Genomic DNA, 17,864 nt, shown 5'->3' with positions numbered 1-17,864 from the left:
TGTCACTCGCATGATACAAGATTGAAGTGATCGATTGTCAACACTTCAACGCAAGATCTGCCGGAATACTTGCGAAAAACTCACATACGTTACACTTTCCAGATGGAAAGTGATTCCGCGGACTCCCCCACCGCCCCAGATTCCGCCCCACAGTCCACGCGGGTTGAAGCCTCTCGCCAGCTCCAACAGCAACAAGAAGTGCGCGATTCGTTGAACCAGCGAGGGCCGTCCCGAGGCTTCGCTTGGTTCAGCCTCTGGAGCGCTCTGATGGCAGCGAGCTATATCGGCGTGTTTCTTTTCGCATTTTCCGTGAGCATCGGCACAGCCGGCGACAGCAACCCCGACAAGTTCTCGCAGACATCGCTACTCCTCGTACCAATACTGGCCTTCACCACGATGACCACGGGCACCCGTGAACGGTTCGGCATCCGAAGAGCACTACCGCGAGCAGTATGGATTCCCTTGGCCCTCGCGATCATCGCGATGACCTTTCTGTCGGGTCTGTCGGTGTTCGACGTGCCCTACTCCCCGTGGCTCATCGCACTCGTCGCTCTCACCGTCTTCGTTCCTCTGGCCGCTCCCGCCATAGCTCAACTGATCCGGGTGCCACGTTCACGCACCCCGGCGGGCCGCAGCCCCGAACCGCTCAGCACACCCGTGCGCTGGAACACCGGGATCATGGGAGCGGTAGCGGGCTTGCTCATCTCATTCGGCACTATTCCGATCGTCTCAGCACTGCTGATGATCGCGGCGCTCGCGGGCATCGCGTTCACGTACGTGCTGAACGAATCTGCATGGGTCTTGCCCCGCGTCGGTTTCGAATGGGGCTGGATACAGTGGACTGCCTTCGGCATCACCACGAGCACGCTCTTTGCATTTGCGATACTCGCTCCGCTGGCACAGTCGCCATCCCTCGCGGCAACGATAGCTGCCGGAATCGCGGTCTTTCTCGTCATGCTCGCGGCTTCCGCGCTGCCTGCGCACCGAGACGCACGTTCATGAAACAGCATCCTCGTCACCAGCTGGACGACGCATTTCTGACCCCGGTGAGACTGTCGCTCATGGCCGCACTCGGCCCGAGAAACGAGATTGACTTCACGGCGCTAAAACAACTCCTCGAAGTTGAGGACTCGGCTCTCAGCAAGGCGATCAGCTATCTTGCGGATGCCGGCTACGCGAAAGTCATCAAGGGAACGGTCGGCAATCGTCCGCGCACGTGGGTCACCTCGACGGCATCCAGGTATCGCGCGCATCAGCAGCACCTGCTGGCATTGCGAGCGATCACAGAGCAGGGCTAGCCGCGCAGAAGTTAGCCGCATCTTCGCCAAGAACTAGGGACTCGGCTGCCGTTATTCGCGAGAGCGCTCCCTAGGAGGGCTTTCACAAATTCGACCGAATAGGCTCGGACTGCACATCTGTTCCCTGCCCACGCACTCGACGACAGGACCACCTGAATGCCACCCCGCGACTCGCAATCCTCCCCAAACGCATCATCCGGCAAAGACCTCACTGTGAAGCAGCAGCGCGATGCGCGCCGGGCCACAAAAGTCGCCGCGCTAAAAAAGAAACAAGCCGCCGAGAAGCGTCACCGTGTCATCGGTATCGTCATCAGCAGCGTCGCCGCGGTAGGCGTCCTAGCATTGGTCATCGTAATGGTGGTGGCGAACGGAACTCCGCGAACTAGCCCCGAAGCCATCGAGATCGACGGTGTGCAGAATTATCCGAATCTGGTCGCCGGTCATGTTGAGGGCACCGTCGATTACGAGCAAAGCCCGCCGGTGGGCGGTGAGCACGCATCCGTGTGGCTGAATTGCGGCGTGTACACCGAGCCAGTGCCGAACGAAAACGCCGTGCACGCTCTTGAGCATGGTGCCGTGTGGGTGACGTACGACCCGGAGCAAATCTCGGGTGACGAACTGGAAACGTTGCAGGATGCAGTTCCGTCGACCTATTCAGTGCTCTCGCCCTTCGAGGGCCTTCAGGCACCCGTCGTGATTTCTGCGTGGGGAAACCAGGTTGAACTTGACGGGGCAGATGATCCCCGTATGCAGGACTTCGTTGACAAGTTCTGGCAGGGCGGCGAAGCACCTGAAATTGGGGCTTCGTGCTCCGGCGGAATCGACGGCGGCGGACGCATCGCATGACCGACGGCGATGGCGGTTCACCACGTCACCGCTGGCTCCGCTTAAGCGCCATGGCGATCGCAGCGCTGCTGCTGGTTGGAGTCGGCGTTCTCGCTGGGCAAAAGTTGTTGCCCGCTGAATCCTCGGATCCCTTGACGACGAGCGCCGAAGCCGGTTTCGCGCGCGACATGCAGACGCACCACCTGCAGGCTGTCGACATGGCGATGATCATTCTGGAAAAGAGCGAGAATCAAGCCATACGCACCTTGGCCTATGACATTGCGACGGCGCAGGGCCAGCAAGCGGGACAAATGTTCGCGTGGCTCATCATGTGGAATTTGCCGCAAGCCTCGAGCGAACCTGCGATGACGTGGATGATGGATGACGGCGAGCACGACTCGCACGGCGCCTCGGATTCCGACTCCACGACCGCGATGGCAATGCCTGGCCTCGCGACGTACGACCAGATGGAAGCGCTCAGAGCGAGCACCACGGATGCGGACGCGATGTTTCTTGAGCTCATGATTGCCCATCACGCGGGCGGTGTTGACATGGCGGAGGGCCTGCTCGAGCGCTCCACCAACGATGTCGTGACGTCGTTGGCCGAGGGAATGGTTGCCGTGCAAATGAGTGAGATCAACTACATGAACGAGTTGCTCGCAGGTCTTGAAGGATAGAACTCAGACTCCACGGCGACGAAACAGCACCCACGCGATCGCTAGGCTTCCGGCCGCCCACAGAAACAGCGCCACCATGCTCGCGCCGGGTGGAAGCTGCAAAATATTTCCATACTGAAACCACGGCTGGAAGGTATTCGGGCCCAGCGTTTCCGCTGCGTCGCGCCCCGACGGGAATACTCGGCCAATGTTAGTCAGCCAGACAAGCGGGGTGTCGACGGTTATGCGTTCCATTTGGCTCGTCAGCGTCGACACGACGACGAAGATCGTCGCCAAGGCGAAAAGTGCACCGGAGGCCGAACGCGCGATCATGCCGACACCGCATCCGAGTGCCGCGACTAGCCCGAGCGCAATCGTCCCTTTGGCGATAGAGATCCATACGATGCTCGCTGACAAAGTGGCGGGGAAACCTTGGTCCTGCTGGATGGGCGTCGCCACTATCGCAGCCAGCAGTAACGCGATTGCCCCTACAGCCATCGCTGAGGTGACCGCAATCCCGGTTTTCGCCGCCAGCAACCATCCGCGCCGGGGTACCGCCGCTAGCGCCGGCCGGATGTTTCCGGTGGCAAAGTCCGAGGTCGCGACAAGAGCGCCGAACGCTGCGATGAGGAACTGGCTGAGGGCCAGCCCACCGCTTATCACTGTCATCTGATCGTAAAAGGTCAACGAAGCTAAATCCCAGGCGGTAATTGGCGCCTCGAGAATGTCAGCTGGATTTCTCGCGACAGCCCAGCGCCACGCCATAAACACAATTGCGCCCGCACTCAACGCCAACAACCACCGCGAGGAGGGCAAGGTAAGTGCCTTCAGCGCCTCGGATCGAACTACTCCCGTAAAGCTCAATCCGCGAGCAGGGCTCTCCACTCGCATCGCCGGCCGCGAGGCTTGTGACTGGCGACCGTTGCGCGCGACTTCCAGATGAACTGACCGTCGGGCAAATATCACAGCTGCGGCAGCGAGGAGGAGCGCTGATCCGGAGGCGAGCACAGCGAATCCTATGGACGGCTCCAGCGCTGATGCGCTAGTCCCTTCCAGCACGAATGGCTCTGCCGGAGCTCGCGTCGTGAGCGCTTGGAGTGCGCTGGCAGGGAGCATCTCCACGAACCGAGGAGCCCAGGTTCCTCCGAGATAGAAGAGCGTGCTTGGCATCAACAAGACGATCCCAACGAAGACGATTGAGGCGGTCACCGCTGATCGCGCAAGCGCACCAAATGCAAGACCCAGGACCGCGAAACACCCAGCGCCCGCGACGACGCTGAGCAAAAGATCAGCCGAGCGATCGAGGCTGGGCACTGTGTAACCACGCGACGTCAGCGTTATGGATGCAATCCAGCCGGCAATAGACGTCCCTGCCGCTACGGAAAGTGCGGAGAGGCCAATGGTCGGAAGGGTCTTCGCCAAGAGGAGCTTTACACGCGAGGGGACGGCAACCAACGACCCCGCCAAGGAGTCGTCTGTGTACTCCGAAGTTATGGAGATGAGACCGAGCGTCGCGGATAACACCGCCAGCGGAAGCGCACTCACCGATATCGATTCGAAGAGCACTGAGGTGCCATCGGTGTCCAGATCGGTGCCGACAACCAGCGGCACGAAGAACACGCGAACCGTCGCCAGCGCAACCGGCAGTATAAACATCAGTACTGTGATCAGCCGTGGTGGACGAAGAGACCAGAGCTTGAGCGATTCCGAACGGAGAACGCCCCAGATTTGCGCGAGCTCCTTAGCCTCGAGTGCGCGTGCGAGGTCGGGACTCACTCCTCCGATCCCTGTCGAAATTCGACACTCGAATCGGTGAGTTGACGATACGTTTCTTCCAGGGATTCCACCTGAGTGCGAAGCTCAATGAGCGGGATGTTCAACCGCGCCGCTAGCAGTCCGACGTCTGCGGCAGTCGAACCTTCAACTGCCAGCGCATCGCGCTCCTCGACTGCCCGCGCCCCGGATGCGGCGAGCGGCTCGATCAGTTCGCGCGCGCGCGGGCTGCGTACGATTACGCGTTCAGCGCCCTGCAGCCGCGCAATATCCGACAGCGTAGAGTCCGCAAGGACCTTCCCGCGCCCGACAATCACGACGTTGTCAGCAGTGAGCGCCACCTCGCTAATGAGATGCGAGGAGAGCAGCACGGTGCGTCCTTCCGCGGCAAAATCGCGCACCAGTTCCCGAAACCACATCACGCCATCGGGATCCAAGCCGTTCACCGGCTCATCGAACACGAACACCTCGGGATCGCCCAGCATCGAGGCCGCGATGCCTAGCCGCTGGCGCATCCCCAGCGAATAGCCGCCAACGCGACGAGAGGCCACAGCGCTGAGCCCGACCTCCTCGAGCACAAATTCAATGCGGTCGTTGGATATCCCGTGGGTGAGTGCAAGAGCGCGCAAATGGTCGAAACCTGAGCGCCCTGGATGCGCGTTGCGAGCATCCAGCAGAGCCCCCACATGGAACAGCGGGTTCTTGATCTCCCGGTATCGCCGACCACCGATAAGAGCTGCCCCTGAACTCGCGGCTTCGAGCCCGAGCAGGATTCGCATCGTCGTGGTTTTGCCTGAACCGTTTGGGCCGAGAAACCCTGTGACACGTCCGGGCGCGGCCAAAAAGCTCAGATCATCGAGCGCGAGCTTGCCGCCAAACCGCTTCGAAAGGTGACGAAACTCGATCAAGTTACCTCCGGTTGCCGATGTTGGGCCAACACGCCCCGTTTAGACGTGCTGTGCGAATGGCGCGCGCACACTTCATCTAACGCGTCTCAGCCCGAACATACAGACTCGCGGCGCAACTTGCGTGGGTATTGACGATGTTGGCACCCCCATTGATGCGCACCCACGCCCCAGTATCAGTCCACGACGGGAATGGCCACACCGCATTGCAGGTAACGTTTACTCGCGCCGAGCCAACGCCGCTGCACGACGCTGTGGCAACGTTGTTGAGCGAACCAGCATTCCAACAGCTGGCCGCCGCGTTTGCGGGCGCGGCGATAAGAAGTGGACTCAGAAGAGCGAGGCCGACCGCAGCGATGAGTCCCTTGGAACGTAGTTGTGAAGATTTCATAATAATTCCTCTCATTTCCGTTATTGGAAGAATACTCACACCTTTAGAACGAGTTGTCTACCCCGACTTTCACAAACTTTTAGGGACTGTCGCAATAATGGTCACAAGCATCCGCGAACCCGCAGAGCCGCGACATCCGCACCGCTAGGGAGGCACCCACGATGGCCAGCACGAGCACCCCCGACTCCCCCAGTTCTCACGCGGCCGATAGCCACGACATCATTCGGGTGCGGGGCGCTCGCGAGAACAATCTCACGGACGTGAGCATTGACATCCCGAAGCGCAGGCTCACGGTCTTCACTGGCGTATCGGGCTCAGGCAAAAGTTCACTCGTGTTCGGCACAATCGCTGCCGAGTCGCAGCGCATGATCAACGAGACCTACAGCGCATTCTTGCAAGGCTTCATGCCCTCGCTCGCTCGCCCCGACGTCGACCTGCTTGAGGGCCTCACGACGGCGATCATCGTCGACCAAGAGCGCATGGGCTCGAACGCCCGCTCCACAGTTGGCACCGCGACTGATGCAAATGCCATGCTGCGCATCGTCTTTAGCCGCCTCGGCCAGCCCCACGTTGGCTCGCCGCAAGCATTCTCGTTCAACGTGGCCTCTATCTCCGGCGCAGGCGCTGTCACCTTTGAGAAGGCTGGCGTCACGACGAAGGAGCGCCGCGAGTTCAGCATTACCGGCGGCATGTGCCCGACGTGCGAAGGTCGGGGCACGGTCAACGACATCGACCTCACGCAGCTCTACGACGACAGTAAGTCGCTCGCCGAGGGCGCGTTGACGATCCCCAACTACACCGCCGATGGCTGGATGGTGCGCATCTTTACCGAGTCAGGCTTCCTCGATCCCGACAAGCCCATCAAGAAGTACACCAAGACTGAGTTGCACGACTTTCTCTACAAAGAGCCGGTCAAAGTCAAGATGCAGTCGATCAACATGACCTACGAGGGGTTGATCCCCAAGATTCAAAAGTCGATGCTGTCGAAAGACCGCGAAGCGATGCAGCCCCACATCCGGGCTTTTGTCGATCGCGCGGTCACGTTCACGGCCTGCACCGATTGCGGCGGCACTCGACTCAACGAGGGTGCCCGAGCATCCACAATTGCCGGAATCAATATTGCGGATGCCTGCGCCATGCAGATCAGTGACCTCGCCGAGTGGGTGCGCGGGCTGAACGAACCATCTGTAGCCCCGCTGCTCGAAGCGCTGCAGCAGACGCTCGACTCGTTTGTGGAGATCGGCCTCGGCTATCTCTCCCTCGACCGTCCCGCCGGAACCCTTTCTGGCGGCGAAGCGCAACGCACCAAGATGATTCGCCACCTCAGCTCGTCGCTCACCGACATCACCTACGTTTTTGATGAGCCAACCGTCGGTCTCCACCCGCACGATATTCAGCGGATGAACGAGCTCCTGTTTCGCCTGCGCGACAAGGGAAACACCGTGCTCGTGGTTGAGCACAAGCCAGAAACGATCTCGATTGCCGATCACATTATCGACCTTGGCCCTGGGGCCGGCACCGAGGGCGGCCAGATTTGCTTCGAAGGCAGTTTCGACGAGCTGCGCCAAAGCGACACCGTCACCGGCCACCACATTGACGACCGAGTCTCGGTCAAAAACGAAGTGCGCTCCCCCACCGGCATCCTGGAGATTCGCGGCGCCGACTCCCACAATCTTAAGAACGTGGATGTCGACATCCCGCTGGGCACCCTCGTCGTCGTGACGGGCGTTGCCGGTTCGGGCAAGAGCTCATTGATTCACGGATCGGTGGTGCCCCGCGACGGCGTTGTGTCCGTCGATCAGGCCGCCATCAAGGGATCACGCCGCAGCAACCCCGCCACGTACACCGGGATGCTCGAGCCCATTCGCAAAGCATTCGCCAAGGCCAATGGCGTCAAGCCCGCCCTGTTTAGCGCCAACTCCGAAGGCGCCTGCCCCAATTGCAACGGCGCCGGCGTGATCTACACCGACCTCGGCGTCATGGCCACCGTCTCGACCCCGTGCGAGGTCTGCGAAGGAAAGCGCTTCATGGCCTCCGTGCTGGAGTACACGCTCGGCGGGCGTGACATCAGTGAAGTGCTCGGGATGTCCGTCGCCGAGGCCGAAGCGTTCTTCGGCGAAGGCGAGGCACGCACTCCCGCGGCCCACGCCATCCTCGACCGGCTAGTTGATGTCGGGCTGGGCTACCTGCGCCTCGGGCAACCACTGCCCACGCTCTCGGGCGGAGAACGTCAACGTCTCAAGCTCGCCACCCAAATGGCTGACAAGGGTGACATTTATGTTCTGGATGAACCGACCACTGGCCTGCACTTGGCCGATGTTGAGCGGCTCCTAGGCCTGCTCGACCGCCTCGTCGATTCGGGAAAGTCCGTGATTGTCGTCGAGCACCATCAGGCGGTCATGGCCCATGCAGACTGGATCATCGATCTCGGTCCTGGTGCCGGAAACGATGGCGGCTCGATCGTTTTCGAAGGCACTCCGGCAGATCTCATCGCCGCCAAGTCTTCGCTCACGGGCGAACACCTCGCGGCGTATGTGGGCGATGGCGGGTAAGGCAAACCGCGCATTACACACTCCTGTTGCGGTCTACCAGCTATAGATTCGCGGAATGATCGCGTGGCGCGCCGACTCATCGGGTCCAGGAAACACCACGAAGATCGGCAAATGGTCAGGGTCTCGGCCCTCGAGCACCTCAATCCCATCGAGCTGTTCACGACGGACGTGGCTCGACTCTCGACGCATCGCATCTTCACACTGTTGCAATTCTTCCAGGGTGTCGGCACTCCAAATGAGGTACTGGATACCCACTGAGCCGAGTACGCGACTCGGCTGCGCATGCTTACCGCGAAGGTAGAGCTCATAGTTCTCAGGGCCAACCAACAGCGCTGCCGACTCATCAAGAATTGAGCATGTGAGCCCGAGAAGATCGCAATAGAACGCGACCGATCGATCAAGATCTGAAACAAATGCGACGGCGGATGAGAGACGCACGATAGCTCCTCACTGAACGATTGTGAGCTTCGCCGATTGGCGCGCTCACTCTGGCGGTGAGCAGTGGCACCAGCAGTTCGCTCGCTATTCAAGGTACGCTCACGATGCCCGAGCAGCGAGTCTCTTCACCGTTTCCTCAGGCAGCGTTCAGATTCGATGCCGCCCGAGACGCTGTCGACGCCGAAGCCGTACGCTTAGTGCACGCCACCTAACTGGGGAGAGATCGTGACATTTTTTGAGTCCATCGCCACCGTATTCCGCAAGTACGCGGACTTCACCGGGGTCGCAAGCCGCCCCGAGTACTGGTGGTTCGCGCTCTTCTCCTTCATCACGTCGGGAATCGCTGCTTCGCTTGACCCGAGCAGTGGCAACGATTTTGGTCACATGGGAGCAAACTTCGGGCTTTCAGTGGGTCTGAGCGCCGCCTGGTCGCTCGCTCTCCTCGTTCCTCAACTCGCCGTCACCGTTCGCCGTTTGCGCGACACCGGCCGCAATTGGACGAACATTTTCTGGATACTGGTTCCGATCGCCGGTGCGATCGTTCTGATCGTTTTCCTGACTCAGCCGAGCGTTACGCAGCAGAGCGTTGCCGGGCAAGTTCCCCCGCAGGTCGCAGAGACTTCATAAGGAATCCATAGACTTCTGGGCCAACATGGCTCTCCTCACGATCAGGAGAAACCATGAATCGACTTGTCACAACCGTGGCCACTGCAAGTGTTCTGCTGCTAGCGCTTGCCGCCTGCACTACTGCTTCAGTAGAACCCACCGAAACCGCCGAAGCAACCCCAGAATCGACCGAGACGGCTACAGCCTCGACAGCCACCTTTGCGGCATCCACGGGTGATTGCGACGCCATGGCTGCGACACTCCGTGACGTCGAAAGCGCGAACGCTGACCTCGCGGATCCCGAACTCACGGCAGTCTGCGATGGCGACACCCTCACCATCAGCAGCAACAGCATCCCCGACTATCTCTACATCGCGACGACACCGGGCTCGCCCAAGGTGTCCGAACTCACTATGACGATCCCTGTCACCCCTACGGAAGCTGACGAACCCGGCTCCGTGCCGTACCTCGGTGCTCTCGGAGTTGCCGTCAATGGAGTTCCCATCTACGGGCCGACCGAAGGCACCGGTGGAGATGTGCAATCCCTAGAAGGCGCGCTTTCGGTCTGCGGCAGCCACAGCGGCCCGACCGACTTCCACATCCACTGGTTTGGTTACGCCGATGGGGTCGACTGCCTCTACGACGCTGACGAAGTTGAAACCGGTGAATCACTCGTCGTGGGATGGGCTGCCGACGGCTACCCCATCATGTCCGGAGTCGTGTGCTCAGATGACGACTGCAGCGAGGTTGTTCAGCTCACGAGCAGTTGGCAACTCACCGACGAATCTCAATTCGCCACTGACACTTGGGCGGCCCACAGCTACGTTGAAGGCTCCGGTGACCTCGATGAGTGCAACGGACGCGTCGATAGCGACGGCCAATACCGGTATTACTCCACCACCACGTTCCCTTACTTCCTCGGCTGCTACTACGGCGATGTGGCAGATGACGCTTTGAGCGGTAACAACGCCGCAGCTCCCGGTGGCGGCCCTGCATGATCCCCGCGACTGAACGCGCGACAAACGCCGTAAATCCGGCCCGCCGTAACTTTCTCGCGTTCGGGTTACTCGCCCTCACCGGCACAGCGCTCGCCGCCTGCACAACCGCCGCCGCTGACGACGACGACACCAGCGCAGCTGAAGAAACGCCTAACGACACCGATATCGGTTTCTTCACGGACATGGCTCTACACCACGAACAAGCCCTCGCCATGTGCCAACGCGTGCTCGGTCGCGACAACGGCGACTCTGTGCAGTCGCTCGCCGCCGACATCCTTCAGAATCAATCGTTCGAACGGGGCGTCATGCACACGTGGCTCACGGTGTGGGGCGAGAGCACCGCGCCGCCTGAGACGGTGATGGCTTGGATGGGAATGGAGATGCCCGCAGCCGAGATGACGGGTCTCGCCACTGACGAACAGATGAGCTCCCTCTCGACCACAACCGGGATGGATCAGGGGCGACTCTTCTTGAACCTCATGCGCGCGCACCACGTCGGCGGTGTCCACATGGCCGCCTATGCGAACGAGCACGCCGCGGTGAGCACAGTGCGGGCAACAGCCGAGCGGATGGATGTCATCCAAACGTATGAAATTGGGATCATCGACCAGCTGCTCTCGACCACCTACCTCTAACGGGGCGCTCTTATTCAGAGTGATAGCCTCGATTGAGATACCCCCTCAGCCAAGGCCATCATGCTTTCGAATCCAAAAATAGCCGGAACACAAGCGTCCGCTGATGACTGCCTGTGTTCACCTTTCGTGACTGCGCTCAACGTTTCGGGCGCCGCTATCTCGGTCATCGGCGAACACGGTAACCAATCGACGGTGTGTGTGAGCGGCCGCCTCGCTGGCCGACTGGATGCTCTCCAGTTCGAACTCGGCGAGGGTCCAGGCCTGCAAGCACTCACTACCCGATCCCCTGTTCTCTGTTCCGACCTCGCTCACGTCCCCGACACGGCCTGGCCCGTGTTTCTGGGTGCCGCACGGGAGCTCGGCGTTGGCGCTATTTTTAGTTTCCCGATGATGCTGGGCACCGCGGTAGTCGGAGTGGTCGATTTGATCACCACGACACCTCGACCCGCTGACGCCGAGTTCATCTCGAGGGCCCAAGCGCTGACCCGTGATGTGGCGCTCACTGCCGTCGAACGAGCACTCACGGCCGCGCAACAACACAGCTCGCCCGAGTCTGATCAATCACCGGCGCTGCGACGCGAAGTCCACCAGGCGACAGGCATCATCATTTCGCAGCTGGCGCTCTCGGCACCGGATGCGTTTGCCCGACTACAGGCCCACGCATTCTCGACTGGGCGCCCCATCGACGATGTAGCACGTGACATAGTTACGCGCGTGCTTGAGTTCGATCCCCTCACCGAATAACCACCTCCCCCGCAGGAAAGAAGCTTCAGATGGATGGAACAACCCGCGAGGCCCAGATCAGTGCCGCATTCGTCACTGTTGCGGAAACGCTCACTGTCGACCATGACCTGGTCGACGTGCTTCACACGTTTGTCGAGCGTTGCGCAGAGATCGTTCGGATGGATGCTGGCGGGCTCGTTCTGGTTAACGACGCTGGTGAACTCCAACTCATGACATCCACGAACGAAGCAGCCGTCATGCTCGAGAGCATGCAACTTGAGGCAGCCGAAGGACCATGCCTCGATTGTTTCCGCACCGGAAATGCGGTGGCGATCGACAATATTTCAGCGTCCGAGGCGTCGACCGAATTTCGTGCCGCTGCCGTTGCCCAAGGCTTCAACTCGCTGTTGTCGATCCCTATGAAGGTCCAAGGCGCGGTTATCGGCACCATGAATCTCTTTCGCGCAACGACAGAAGCCGTCAGCTCTCGAGACGCTGCGGTAGCTCAAGCGCTCGCGGACGTCGCGACGATCGGCATAACCCACGAACGCGCACTCCAGCACGCTCACCTCGTAGAGGAACAGCTGCACAACGCTCTCAACAGCAGAATTGCCATCGAACAGGCGAAGGGTGTCATCGCAAACGGCTTGTCCCTCAGCATGGACGATGCCTTCGCACTCCTGCGCAAGTATTCCCGCGACTGCAACCGAACGATTCGGACAACCTCCGAAATGGTCAGTCGGCGCGAGATTACGGTGCAGCAGATTGTCGAAGCCGCAACCAAGAGATAGTGCTCTCAGCATTTCTTCAGAATCCGGTCATAAGCCCGGGTGTACGCTTTAAGTAGTTGCTCCAGACCTTGGCAACGGAATTTGTTCCGTTTCGACCAAGGATGGCAATGTCCAGCTCAGGTACAAGCCTCACCATCGGGGTTCTCTCCGAACAAAACTCGCGCGAGCATCGGGTCGCTCTTGATCCAACCGCGACCAAACACCTCGTTCACGCGGGCTTCACAGTGCTCGTCGAAGCGGGGTGCGGATCCGGGGCGAGCTTTACCGATGAAAACTACGTCGCCGCCGGAGCCACCCTCACTACCTCGTCTCAGATAATCGCTACGTGCGATGTACTCGCTTCTCTCTCGCTTCCCTCGTCGGATGTTACTGACGGTCTCGCCGCGGGGCGGACCGTTATCGGCCTTCTCGACCCGCTGAACAATCTCAGCCGAGTGTCAGCACTTGCTGGCCAGGGAATCACTCTCGTAGCGCTAGAGCTTCTCCCCCGAACGCTCAGCCGTGCCCAATCGATGGATGCTCTGAGTTCGCAGTCAAGCGCTGCGGGCTACCGCGCGGCTATCGTGGCCGCCGAAAAATTCGGACGCTACCTCCCGATGATGATCACGGCATCCGGTACTGCAACTCCGGCGAAGGCAATCGTCATTGGCACCGGCGTCGCCGGACTCCAAGCAATCGCCACGGTGAAGCGACTTGGTGCTGTCGTTACGGGCTACGACGTGCGGGAAGCATCCCGCACCGAGGTCGAGTCGCTCGGAGCTAAATTTCTCACGTCCTCGGTAGCTGCTGGCGCCGGAGAGGGCGGCTATGCCCGACCGATGACTGCGGCTGAGCAAGCCGTCCAGCAGAAAGAACTTGCGGATGCCCTCGTGAGCTTTGACATCATCATTACGACCGCAAAGGTGCCGGGTCGCACTCCCCCGCTGCTGGTCTCGCAAGACACTCTCGCCGCGCTGAAGCCCGGCACGGTGTGCGTCGACCTTGGCGCCAGCGACAAGGGCGGCAACGTATTCGGCTCGAGCGATGGTGAATCCTCAACGACCGTAAATGGCGTCGTAGTCGTCGGCGCCGGCAACCTTGCCGCCGACCTTCCTGCCTCGTCGTCTCTGATGTACGGCCGAAACGTCGCTGCTGTTCTCGAAGCGCTCGCCCCTGAAGGCGCAATCGCGATCGATCCCAGCGACGAAGTCCACAGCGCCATCGTCGTTTCCCATGCAGGAGAGGTCACGAGTGCCACCGTGCGTACAGCCCTCAATCTTGAGCCGCTCGGCTCCACCGAACCTCTGAAAGCTCAGGCCAACTGATGGAAACCCTGTACAGCAATCTCGCCATCTTCGTTCTCGCGCTTCTCGTGGGCGTTGAAGTGATCGGCAAGATTCCCTCGACCCTGCACACCCCGATGATGTCGGGATCAAATGCCATCCACGGGGTCGTGATCGCTGGTGCCGTTGTCACGGCATCGCTCGCTGATTCCCCTACCGGCTACATCCTGACCTTCATTGCGGGTGCCTTCGCGGCCGCGAACGTCTTCGGAGGCTATGTCGTCACTGACCGGATTCTGAAAATGTTCACGAGGCCGACGCCGCCCAAGACCGCTGAAACCAGCAGCACCACGGAGGACGCATCATGACCGGCTTCGAGTTTCTCGTCGGAATTCTCTACTTACTGTCGGCGTCGCTCTTCGTCGTCGGCCTTCACATGATGCGGGCACCCGCGACCGCCCGAAACGGTAACCGCATCTCTGCTGTCGGCATGATTATTGCCGTCCTAGCGACGATCATGCTTGCCCTCGTTGTCGATGGCGGCGAATGGATTGCGTGGGTTGCCCTCACTGCGGGCGTGCTCGTCGGTGCAGTGTTCGGGGTGTACCGTGCTCGCACCGTAAAAATGACCGATGTCCCTCAGCTCGTGAGCGTGTTCAACGCCGTCGGAGGCAGCGCGGCTGCCGCAATCGCCTTTGCCGCGTTCATTCTCGCGACGAGTGCCGATCCCCTCGAATTGACGGTCTCTATCCCCGTCGTGCTCGATGTCCTCATTGGCTCCATTACCTTCTCCGGCTCGCTGATCGCGGCTGGAAAGCTCCAGGGCATCATCCCCGGCAATCCCGTGACGTTCCCCGGCTCCCGCCTGCTCAACGCGCTCGTCGCGGCGATCGCGCTCGGTGCGAGTGTTGCGGCAGTGATGCTTCCCCACAACACACTGTTGCTCCTAGTGGTGCTCGTGACCGCACTCGTCCTCGGCATTCTTATGGTGCTGGCGATCGGTGGCGCCGATGCTCCCGTCGTCGTTTCGCTCCTCAACGCCCTGACCGGCCTCGCCGTAGCCATGGCTGGCTTTGCGATCGACAATCAGGCGCTCATCATCGCGGGTGCTCTGGTCGGCGCAGCGGGCACCATTCTGACGCTGCAGATGGCGCAAGCGATGAATCGCTCCGTGCTCTCGATCATCGTCGGCGGCTTCGGCACTGGCGAGGCTACGGCGACGGCAGGACCAGCGGATGCGGATCTCACCAATGTGCGAAGCCTCACCTCCGATGATGTCGCCATTCAGCTTGCCTATGCGCAACACGTGCTGATCGTGCCCGGCTACGGACTCGCCGCCGCCCAAGCCCAACATGAAGTCGCGGAGCTCGCCGCTCTGCTCATGGCCCACAACATCGACGTCAAATACGCGATTCACCCGGTTGCCGGCCGTATGCCAGGCCACATGAATGTGCTGCTGGCCGAAGCCAACGTGCCCTACGAACAAATGCTCCAGCTCGACGAGGCAAATGCAGCATTCGATAACTGCGATGTTGCTCTCGTAATCGGCGCCAATGACGTCTGCAACCCGGATGCTCGAAAGCCGGGCAATGCCGTCTCCGGAATGCCCATTCTCGACGCTGATCATGCCAAAGCCGTTGTCGTCATCAAGCGGTCGATGCGGCCTGGCTATGCGGGCATCACGAATCCACTGTTCACCGATCCCAAGACGGGGATGCTCTTTGCTGATGCCAAGAAGGCGCTCAAGGACATCACCGTCGCTGTCAAAGAATACGTCTCGGCCTAAACCGAGCAGAAGCCACCCGGCTTCGCTATCACCCATCCCTGAAGGAGCACGACGATGACTACACGCCCAGCCACCGCCCCCACTAAATCGCTCCACGAGACGCCGAAGGCGGTGGCACTCGAGAGCGATCTCGTAATCTCCGTCACCGGTCGTCGCGTTCTGGCAGCGTTGCGCCTTGCCACAGGATTCCTCTTCCTGTGGGCGTTCCTCGATAAGACCTTCGGGCTCGGTTTTTCTACCCCGGCCGAACGAGCATGGATCAATGGGGGCGGCCCGAGTCAGGGTTTCTTGACCGGTGACGCGGTTGTCGGCCCTCTAAAACCGGCGTTTGCCGCAATCGCGAGCCCCGCCTCCGACATTCTTTTTATGCTCGGGATGATCGGAATCGGTGTCGCAGTGATGCTGGGCATAGGCCTACGCATCAGTGCCGTCGCCGGAACCATCATGATGCTCCTGATGTATCTGGCGGAGTGGCCGTTCGCCGCGAACGCCGGCTCCACTAACCCGCTGGTGGATTACCACATCATCTACGCCCTCGCACTCATCACCATCGCTGTTCTGTCAGCCGGGGATACCTGGGGCGTTGGCCGGGCGTGGAAGCGCCTCAGCATTGTGCAGAAAATGCCGTGGCTCGTTTAGCAATTCGACCTTGCAACTGACAACCAACCCTTAATCGCTCAGGAGAAAGAAGAAAATCATGAAGGCAGCACGTTTCCACGGACGCAAAGACATCCGCATCGATGACATTCCGGAACCAGAGCTTCGGCCCGGCGCAGTCGCTATTGATGTCGCGTGGTGCGGCATCTGCGGCACAGACCTTCACGAATATCTCGAAGGCCCGATCTTCATCCCAGCAGCGGGGCATCCGCACCCACTGACTCACGAAGAAGTTCCCGTGACTATGGGTCACGAATTCTCGGGAACAATAACTGCTCTTGGCGAAGGGGTCACCGACCTCACGGTCGGAGAGAACGTTGTCGTGGAGCCGTACTTTGTGTGCGGCGAGTGCGCCCCCTGTCGCGCCGGCAACTACAACCTCTGCACCAAAATGGGCTTCATCGGGCTGGCTGGTGGGGGCGGTGGCTTGAGTGAAAAGATCGTCGTCGAACGTCGCTGGGTTCACCCGATCGGTGACATCCCCCTCGATCAGGCCGCGCTCATCGAACCCCTTGCTGTCGGCCATCACGCGTTCGTGCGCAGTGGCGCTAAAGCCGGAGATGTCGCGTTCATCGGTGGCGGTGGCCCTATCGGTCTTCTGCTCGCCGCCGTGCTCTCCGCCGAAGGAATCACCGTCATCATGTCTGAGCCAGGCACAGCGCGCCGCGAAATGGCGCTCTCGACGGGGGTCGCCGATCACGTGATCGATCCCAGTGTTGAGGATGCCGTAGCCAGAGTCATGGAATTGACCAACGGAGTCGGCGCCGACGTCGCATTCGAGTGCTCGAGCATCAACGCCGTACTCGACCAGCTTTTTGATGCGGTGAAGCCGACTGGCGTAATTGTGAACGTCTCCATCTGGGGTCACCCGGCGCAACTCGATATGCAAAAGCTCGTACTCAAAGAGATCGACCTGCGCGGCACGATTGCCTACGCGCATGATCACCCCGCAACCATCAAGCTCGTTCAGGATGGCAAGGTCAATCTTGAACCGTTCATCACCGGTCGGATTCATCTCGACAAGCTCATCGACGAGGGCTTCATGACCCTTATCGATCACAAGGAGACCGCCGTGAAGATCATTGTTCGTCCGGAGGTCAGCAATGTCTCATGACATGACGGAGGCCGGCTGGTCTCCACAGGGACCGGTCGTCGAGTTGTCCGATCAGGCAAGTCTGGATCTGCTTGCCAGCAAGAGCTTCGGTCATCTCGCTCTGAGCAATGATGGGCGGCCGGATATCTTCCCGGTCAACTACTACTGCGACAAGAAGACGATCCTGTTTCGCACTGCGTCAGGCTCAAAACTTCACGAGCTCACCGAGAACATGCATGTGGCTTTTGAAGTCGATGTGAAGACTCCTGACGACGTGTGGAGCGTCGTAGTCAGAGGGCTGGCAACGGTTCTTGACGATGCATCTCAGGTGACTGCTCAGGCGCTGAAGACCCTCCCCGATTGGGTTCCCATCGAGTCATTTGTCTACATCCTGATCGAACCAGAATCTATCCGCGGCCGTCTCTTCGAACGCCGCCTTCCGATAGGACACAGCTAACGCTCAGCACTACAACGA

The 17,864-nt window shown here is 60.3% G+C and carries 20 protein-coding genes; 16 read left to right on the top strand and 4 right to left on the bottom strand.

All coding sequences use genetic code 11. From position 1 onward, the window contains the following. Window positions 1-102 precede the first annotated feature (102 nt). From ACWFSR_RS06975 to ACWFSR_RS06960, 4 genes are all read left to right on the top strand, one after another. The gene (locus tag ACWFSR_RS06975; RefSeq protein WP_197105569.1) at window positions 103-1,002 is read left to right on the top strand and encodes a hypothetical protein; all 900 of its coding nucleotides are present in this window, start codon (window positions 103-105) and stop codon (window positions 1,000-1,002) included. Next, window positions 999-1,298, top strand: a complete 300-nt coding sequence (locus ACWFSR_RS06970; RefSeq protein ID WP_447523410.1) for a transcriptional regulator — start codon at window positions 999-1,001, stop codon at window positions 1,296-1,298. Before ACWFSR_RS06975 ends, ACWFSR_RS06970 begins: the two co-directional genes overlap by 4 nt. Before the next feature lie 213 nt (window positions 1,299-1,511). Further along, window positions 1,512-2,144, top strand: coding sequence for a DUF3105 domain-containing protein (locus ACWFSR_RS06965; RefSeq protein WP_307784072.1), 633 nt, complete (start codon window positions 1,512-1,514; stop codon window positions 2,142-2,144). Next, window positions 2,141-2,800, top strand: coding sequence for a DUF305 domain-containing protein (locus ACWFSR_RS06960; protein ID WP_197105566.1), 660 nt, complete (start codon window positions 2,141-2,143; stop codon window positions 2,798-2,800). Before ACWFSR_RS06965 ends, ACWFSR_RS06960 begins: the two co-directional genes overlap by 4 nt. Window positions 2,801-2,803: 3 nt before the next feature. On the opposite strand, the gene ACWFSR_RS06955 is transcribed toward ACWFSR_RS06960, so the two are convergent. From ACWFSR_RS06955 to ACWFSR_RS06945, 3 genes are all read right to left on the bottom strand, one after another. Then, window positions 2,804-4,555, bottom strand: coding sequence for an ABC transporter permease subunit (locus tag ACWFSR_RS06955; protein ID WP_197105565.1), 1,752 nt, complete (start codon window positions 4,553-4,555; stop codon window positions 2,804-2,806). Then, window positions 4,552-5,460: an ATP-binding cassette domain-containing protein gene (locus ACWFSR_RS06950; RefSeq protein ID WP_197105564.1), complete on the bottom strand. Its 909-nt coding sequence runs from the start codon at window positions 5,458-5,460 to the stop codon at window positions 4,552-4,554. The genes ACWFSR_RS06955 and ACWFSR_RS06950 overlap by 4 nt, the downstream gene beginning before the upstream one ends. Before the next feature lie 76 nt (window positions 5,461-5,536). Beyond that, complete coding sequence (locus ACWFSR_RS06945) at window positions 5,537-5,848, bottom strand: hypothetical protein (protein WP_197105563.1); 312 nt, start codon at window positions 5,846-5,848, stop codon at window positions 5,537-5,539. Window positions 5,849-6,009: 161 nt separating this feature from the next. Here ACWFSR_RS06945 and ACWFSR_RS06940 point away from each other — a divergent pair, with 161 nt between their 5' ends. After that, window positions 6,010-8,400 carry an ATP-binding cassette domain-containing protein gene (locus ACWFSR_RS06940; RefSeq protein WP_447523409.1) on the top strand — a complete coding sequence of 797 codons (2,391 nt, stop codon included), beginning with the start codon at window positions 6,010-6,012 and terminating at the stop codon, window positions 8,398-8,400. A gap of 33 nt (window positions 8,401-8,433) precedes the next feature. On the opposite strand, the gene ACWFSR_RS06935 is transcribed toward ACWFSR_RS06940, so the two are convergent. Continuing rightward, window positions 8,434-8,838, bottom strand: coding sequence for a VOC family protein (locus tag ACWFSR_RS06935; protein ID WP_197105561.1), 405 nt, complete (start codon window positions 8,836-8,838; stop codon window positions 8,434-8,436). Window positions 8,839-9,063: 225 nt separating this feature from the next. On the opposite strand from ACWFSR_RS06935, the gene ACWFSR_RS06930 reads away from it, so the two are divergent. From ACWFSR_RS06930 to ACWFSR_RS06880, 11 genes are all read left to right on the top strand, one after another. Further along, window positions 9,064-9,465, top strand: coding sequence for a DUF805 domain-containing protein (locus ACWFSR_RS06930; RefSeq protein ID WP_197105560.1), 402 nt, complete (start codon window positions 9,064-9,066; stop codon window positions 9,463-9,465). Between the two features lie 53 nt (window positions 9,466-9,518). After that, the gene (locus ACWFSR_RS06925) at window positions 9,519-10,442 is read left to right on the top strand and encodes a YHYH protein (protein ID WP_197105559.1); all 924 of its coding nucleotides are present in this window, start codon (window positions 9,519-9,521) and stop codon (window positions 10,440-10,442) included. Then, complete coding sequence (locus ACWFSR_RS06920) at window positions 10,439-11,077, top strand: DUF305 domain-containing protein (protein ID WP_447523408.1); 639 nt, start codon at window positions 10,439-10,441, stop codon at window positions 11,075-11,077. Before ACWFSR_RS06925 ends, ACWFSR_RS06920 begins: the two co-directional genes overlap by 4 nt. A 126-nt stretch (window positions 11,078-11,203) precedes the next feature. Then, window positions 11,204-11,821: a GAF and ANTAR domain-containing protein gene (locus tag ACWFSR_RS06915; protein ID WP_447523407.1), complete on the top strand. Its 618-nt coding sequence runs from the start codon at window positions 11,204-11,206 to the stop codon at window positions 11,819-11,821. A gap of 29 nt (window positions 11,822-11,850) precedes the next feature. After that, window positions 11,851-12,591, top strand: a complete 741-nt coding sequence (locus ACWFSR_RS06910; RefSeq protein WP_197109988.1) for a GAF and ANTAR domain-containing protein — start codon at window positions 11,851-11,853, stop codon at window positions 12,589-12,591. 107 nt (window positions 12,592-12,698) lie between these two features. After that, window positions 12,699-13,895, top strand: coding sequence for an NAD(P)(+) transhydrogenase (Re/Si-specific) subunit alpha (locus tag ACWFSR_RS06905; protein ID WP_447523406.1), 1,197 nt, complete (start codon window positions 12,699-12,701; stop codon window positions 13,893-13,895). Beyond that, the gene (locus ACWFSR_RS06900; protein WP_231599702.1) at window positions 13,895-14,221 is read left to right on the top strand and encodes an NAD(P) transhydrogenase subunit alpha; all 327 of its coding nucleotides are present in this window, start codon (window positions 13,895-13,897) and stop codon (window positions 14,219-14,221) included. Before ACWFSR_RS06905 ends, ACWFSR_RS06900 begins: the two co-directional genes overlap by 1 nt. After that, window positions 14,218-15,639 (top strand): NAD(P)(+) transhydrogenase (Re/Si-specific) subunit beta, encoded by a 1,422-nt coding sequence (locus ACWFSR_RS06895; protein WP_197105554.1) that lies wholly within the window; start codon window positions 14,218-14,220, stop codon window positions 15,637-15,639. The genes ACWFSR_RS06900 and ACWFSR_RS06895 overlap by 4 nt, the downstream gene beginning before the upstream one ends. Window positions 15,640-15,693: 54 nt before the next feature. Then, window positions 15,694-16,278 (top strand): DoxX family protein, encoded by a 585-nt coding sequence (locus tag ACWFSR_RS06890; protein WP_197109991.1) that lies wholly within the window; start codon window positions 15,694-15,696, stop codon window positions 16,276-16,278. Between the two features lie 58 nt (window positions 16,279-16,336). After that, a complete protein-coding gene (locus tag ACWFSR_RS06885; protein WP_197105553.1) occupies window positions 16,337-17,410 on the top strand; it encodes a 2,3-butanediol dehydrogenase in 1,074 nt (357 codons plus the stop codon). Further along, window positions 17,400-17,846: a pyridoxamine 5'-phosphate oxidase family protein gene (locus ACWFSR_RS06880; protein ID WP_197105552.1), complete on the top strand. Its 447-nt coding sequence runs from the start codon at window positions 17,400-17,402 to the stop codon at window positions 17,844-17,846. The genes ACWFSR_RS06885 and ACWFSR_RS06880 overlap by 11 nt, the downstream gene beginning before the upstream one ends. Window positions 17,847-17,864: the final 18 nt, after the last annotated feature.

The sequence above is a fragment of the Salinibacterium sp. NYA9b genome (genome assembly GCF_976973725.1).
The sequence above is the reverse complement of the archived record's forward strand: the minus strand, read 5'-3'. Positions and strand labels throughout refer to the sequence as shown.

What these genes read in the sequence shown, in the direction of transcription:
- ACWFSR_RS06975 (WP_197105569.1), top strand. Translation starts at nt 103, where the DNA reads ATGGAAAGTGATTCCGCGGACTCCCCCACCGCCCCAGATTCCGCCCCA.
- ACWFSR_RS06970 (WP_447523410.1), top strand. Translation starts at nt 999, where the DNA reads ATGAAACAGCATCCTCGTCACCAGCTGGACGACGCATTTCTGACCCCG.
- ACWFSR_RS06960 (WP_197105566.1), top strand. Translation starts at nt 2,141, where the DNA reads ATGACCGACGGCGATGGCGGTTCACCACGTCACCGCTGGCTCCGCTTA.
- ACWFSR_RS06945 (WP_197105563.1), bottom strand. Translation starts at nt 5,848, where the DNA reads ATGAAATCTTCACAACTACGTTCCAAGGGACTCATCGCTGCGGTCGGC.
- ACWFSR_RS06940 (WP_447523409.1), top strand. Translation starts at nt 6,010, where the DNA reads ATGGCCAGCACGAGCACCCCCGACTCCCCCAGTTCTCACGCGGCCGAT.
- ACWFSR_RS06925 (WP_197105559.1), top strand. Translation starts at nt 9,519, where the DNA reads ATGAATCGACTTGTCACAACCGTGGCCACTGCAAGTGTTCTGCTGCTA.
- ACWFSR_RS06920 (WP_447523408.1), top strand. Translation starts at nt 10,439, where the DNA reads ATGATCCCCGCGACTGAACGCGCGACAAACGCCGTAAATCCGGCCCGC.
- ACWFSR_RS06910 (WP_197109988.1), top strand. Translation starts at nt 11,851, where the DNA reads ATGGATGGAACAACCCGCGAGGCCCAGATCAGTGCCGCATTCGTCACT.
- ACWFSR_RS06905 (WP_447523406.1), top strand. Translation starts at nt 12,699, where the DNA reads ATGTCCAGCTCAGGTACAAGCCTCACCATCGGGGTTCTCTCCGAACAA.
- ACWFSR_RS06900 (WP_231599702.1), top strand. Translation starts at nt 13,895, where the DNA reads ATGGAAACCCTGTACAGCAATCTCGCCATCTTCGTTCTCGCGCTTCTC.
- ACWFSR_RS06895 (WP_197105554.1), top strand. Translation starts at nt 14,218, where the DNA reads ATGACCGGCTTCGAGTTTCTCGTCGGAATTCTCTACTTACTGTCGGCG.
- ACWFSR_RS06890 (WP_197109991.1), top strand. Translation starts at nt 15,694, where the DNA reads ATGACTACACGCCCAGCCACCGCCCCCACTAAATCGCTCCACGAGACG.
- ACWFSR_RS06885 (WP_197105553.1), top strand. Translation starts at nt 16,337, where the DNA reads ATGAAGGCAGCACGTTTCCACGGACGCAAAGACATCCGCATCGATGAC.
- ACWFSR_RS06880 (WP_197105552.1), top strand. Translation starts at nt 17,400, where the DNA reads ATGTCTCATGACATGACGGAGGCCGGCTGGTCTCCACAGGGACCGGTC.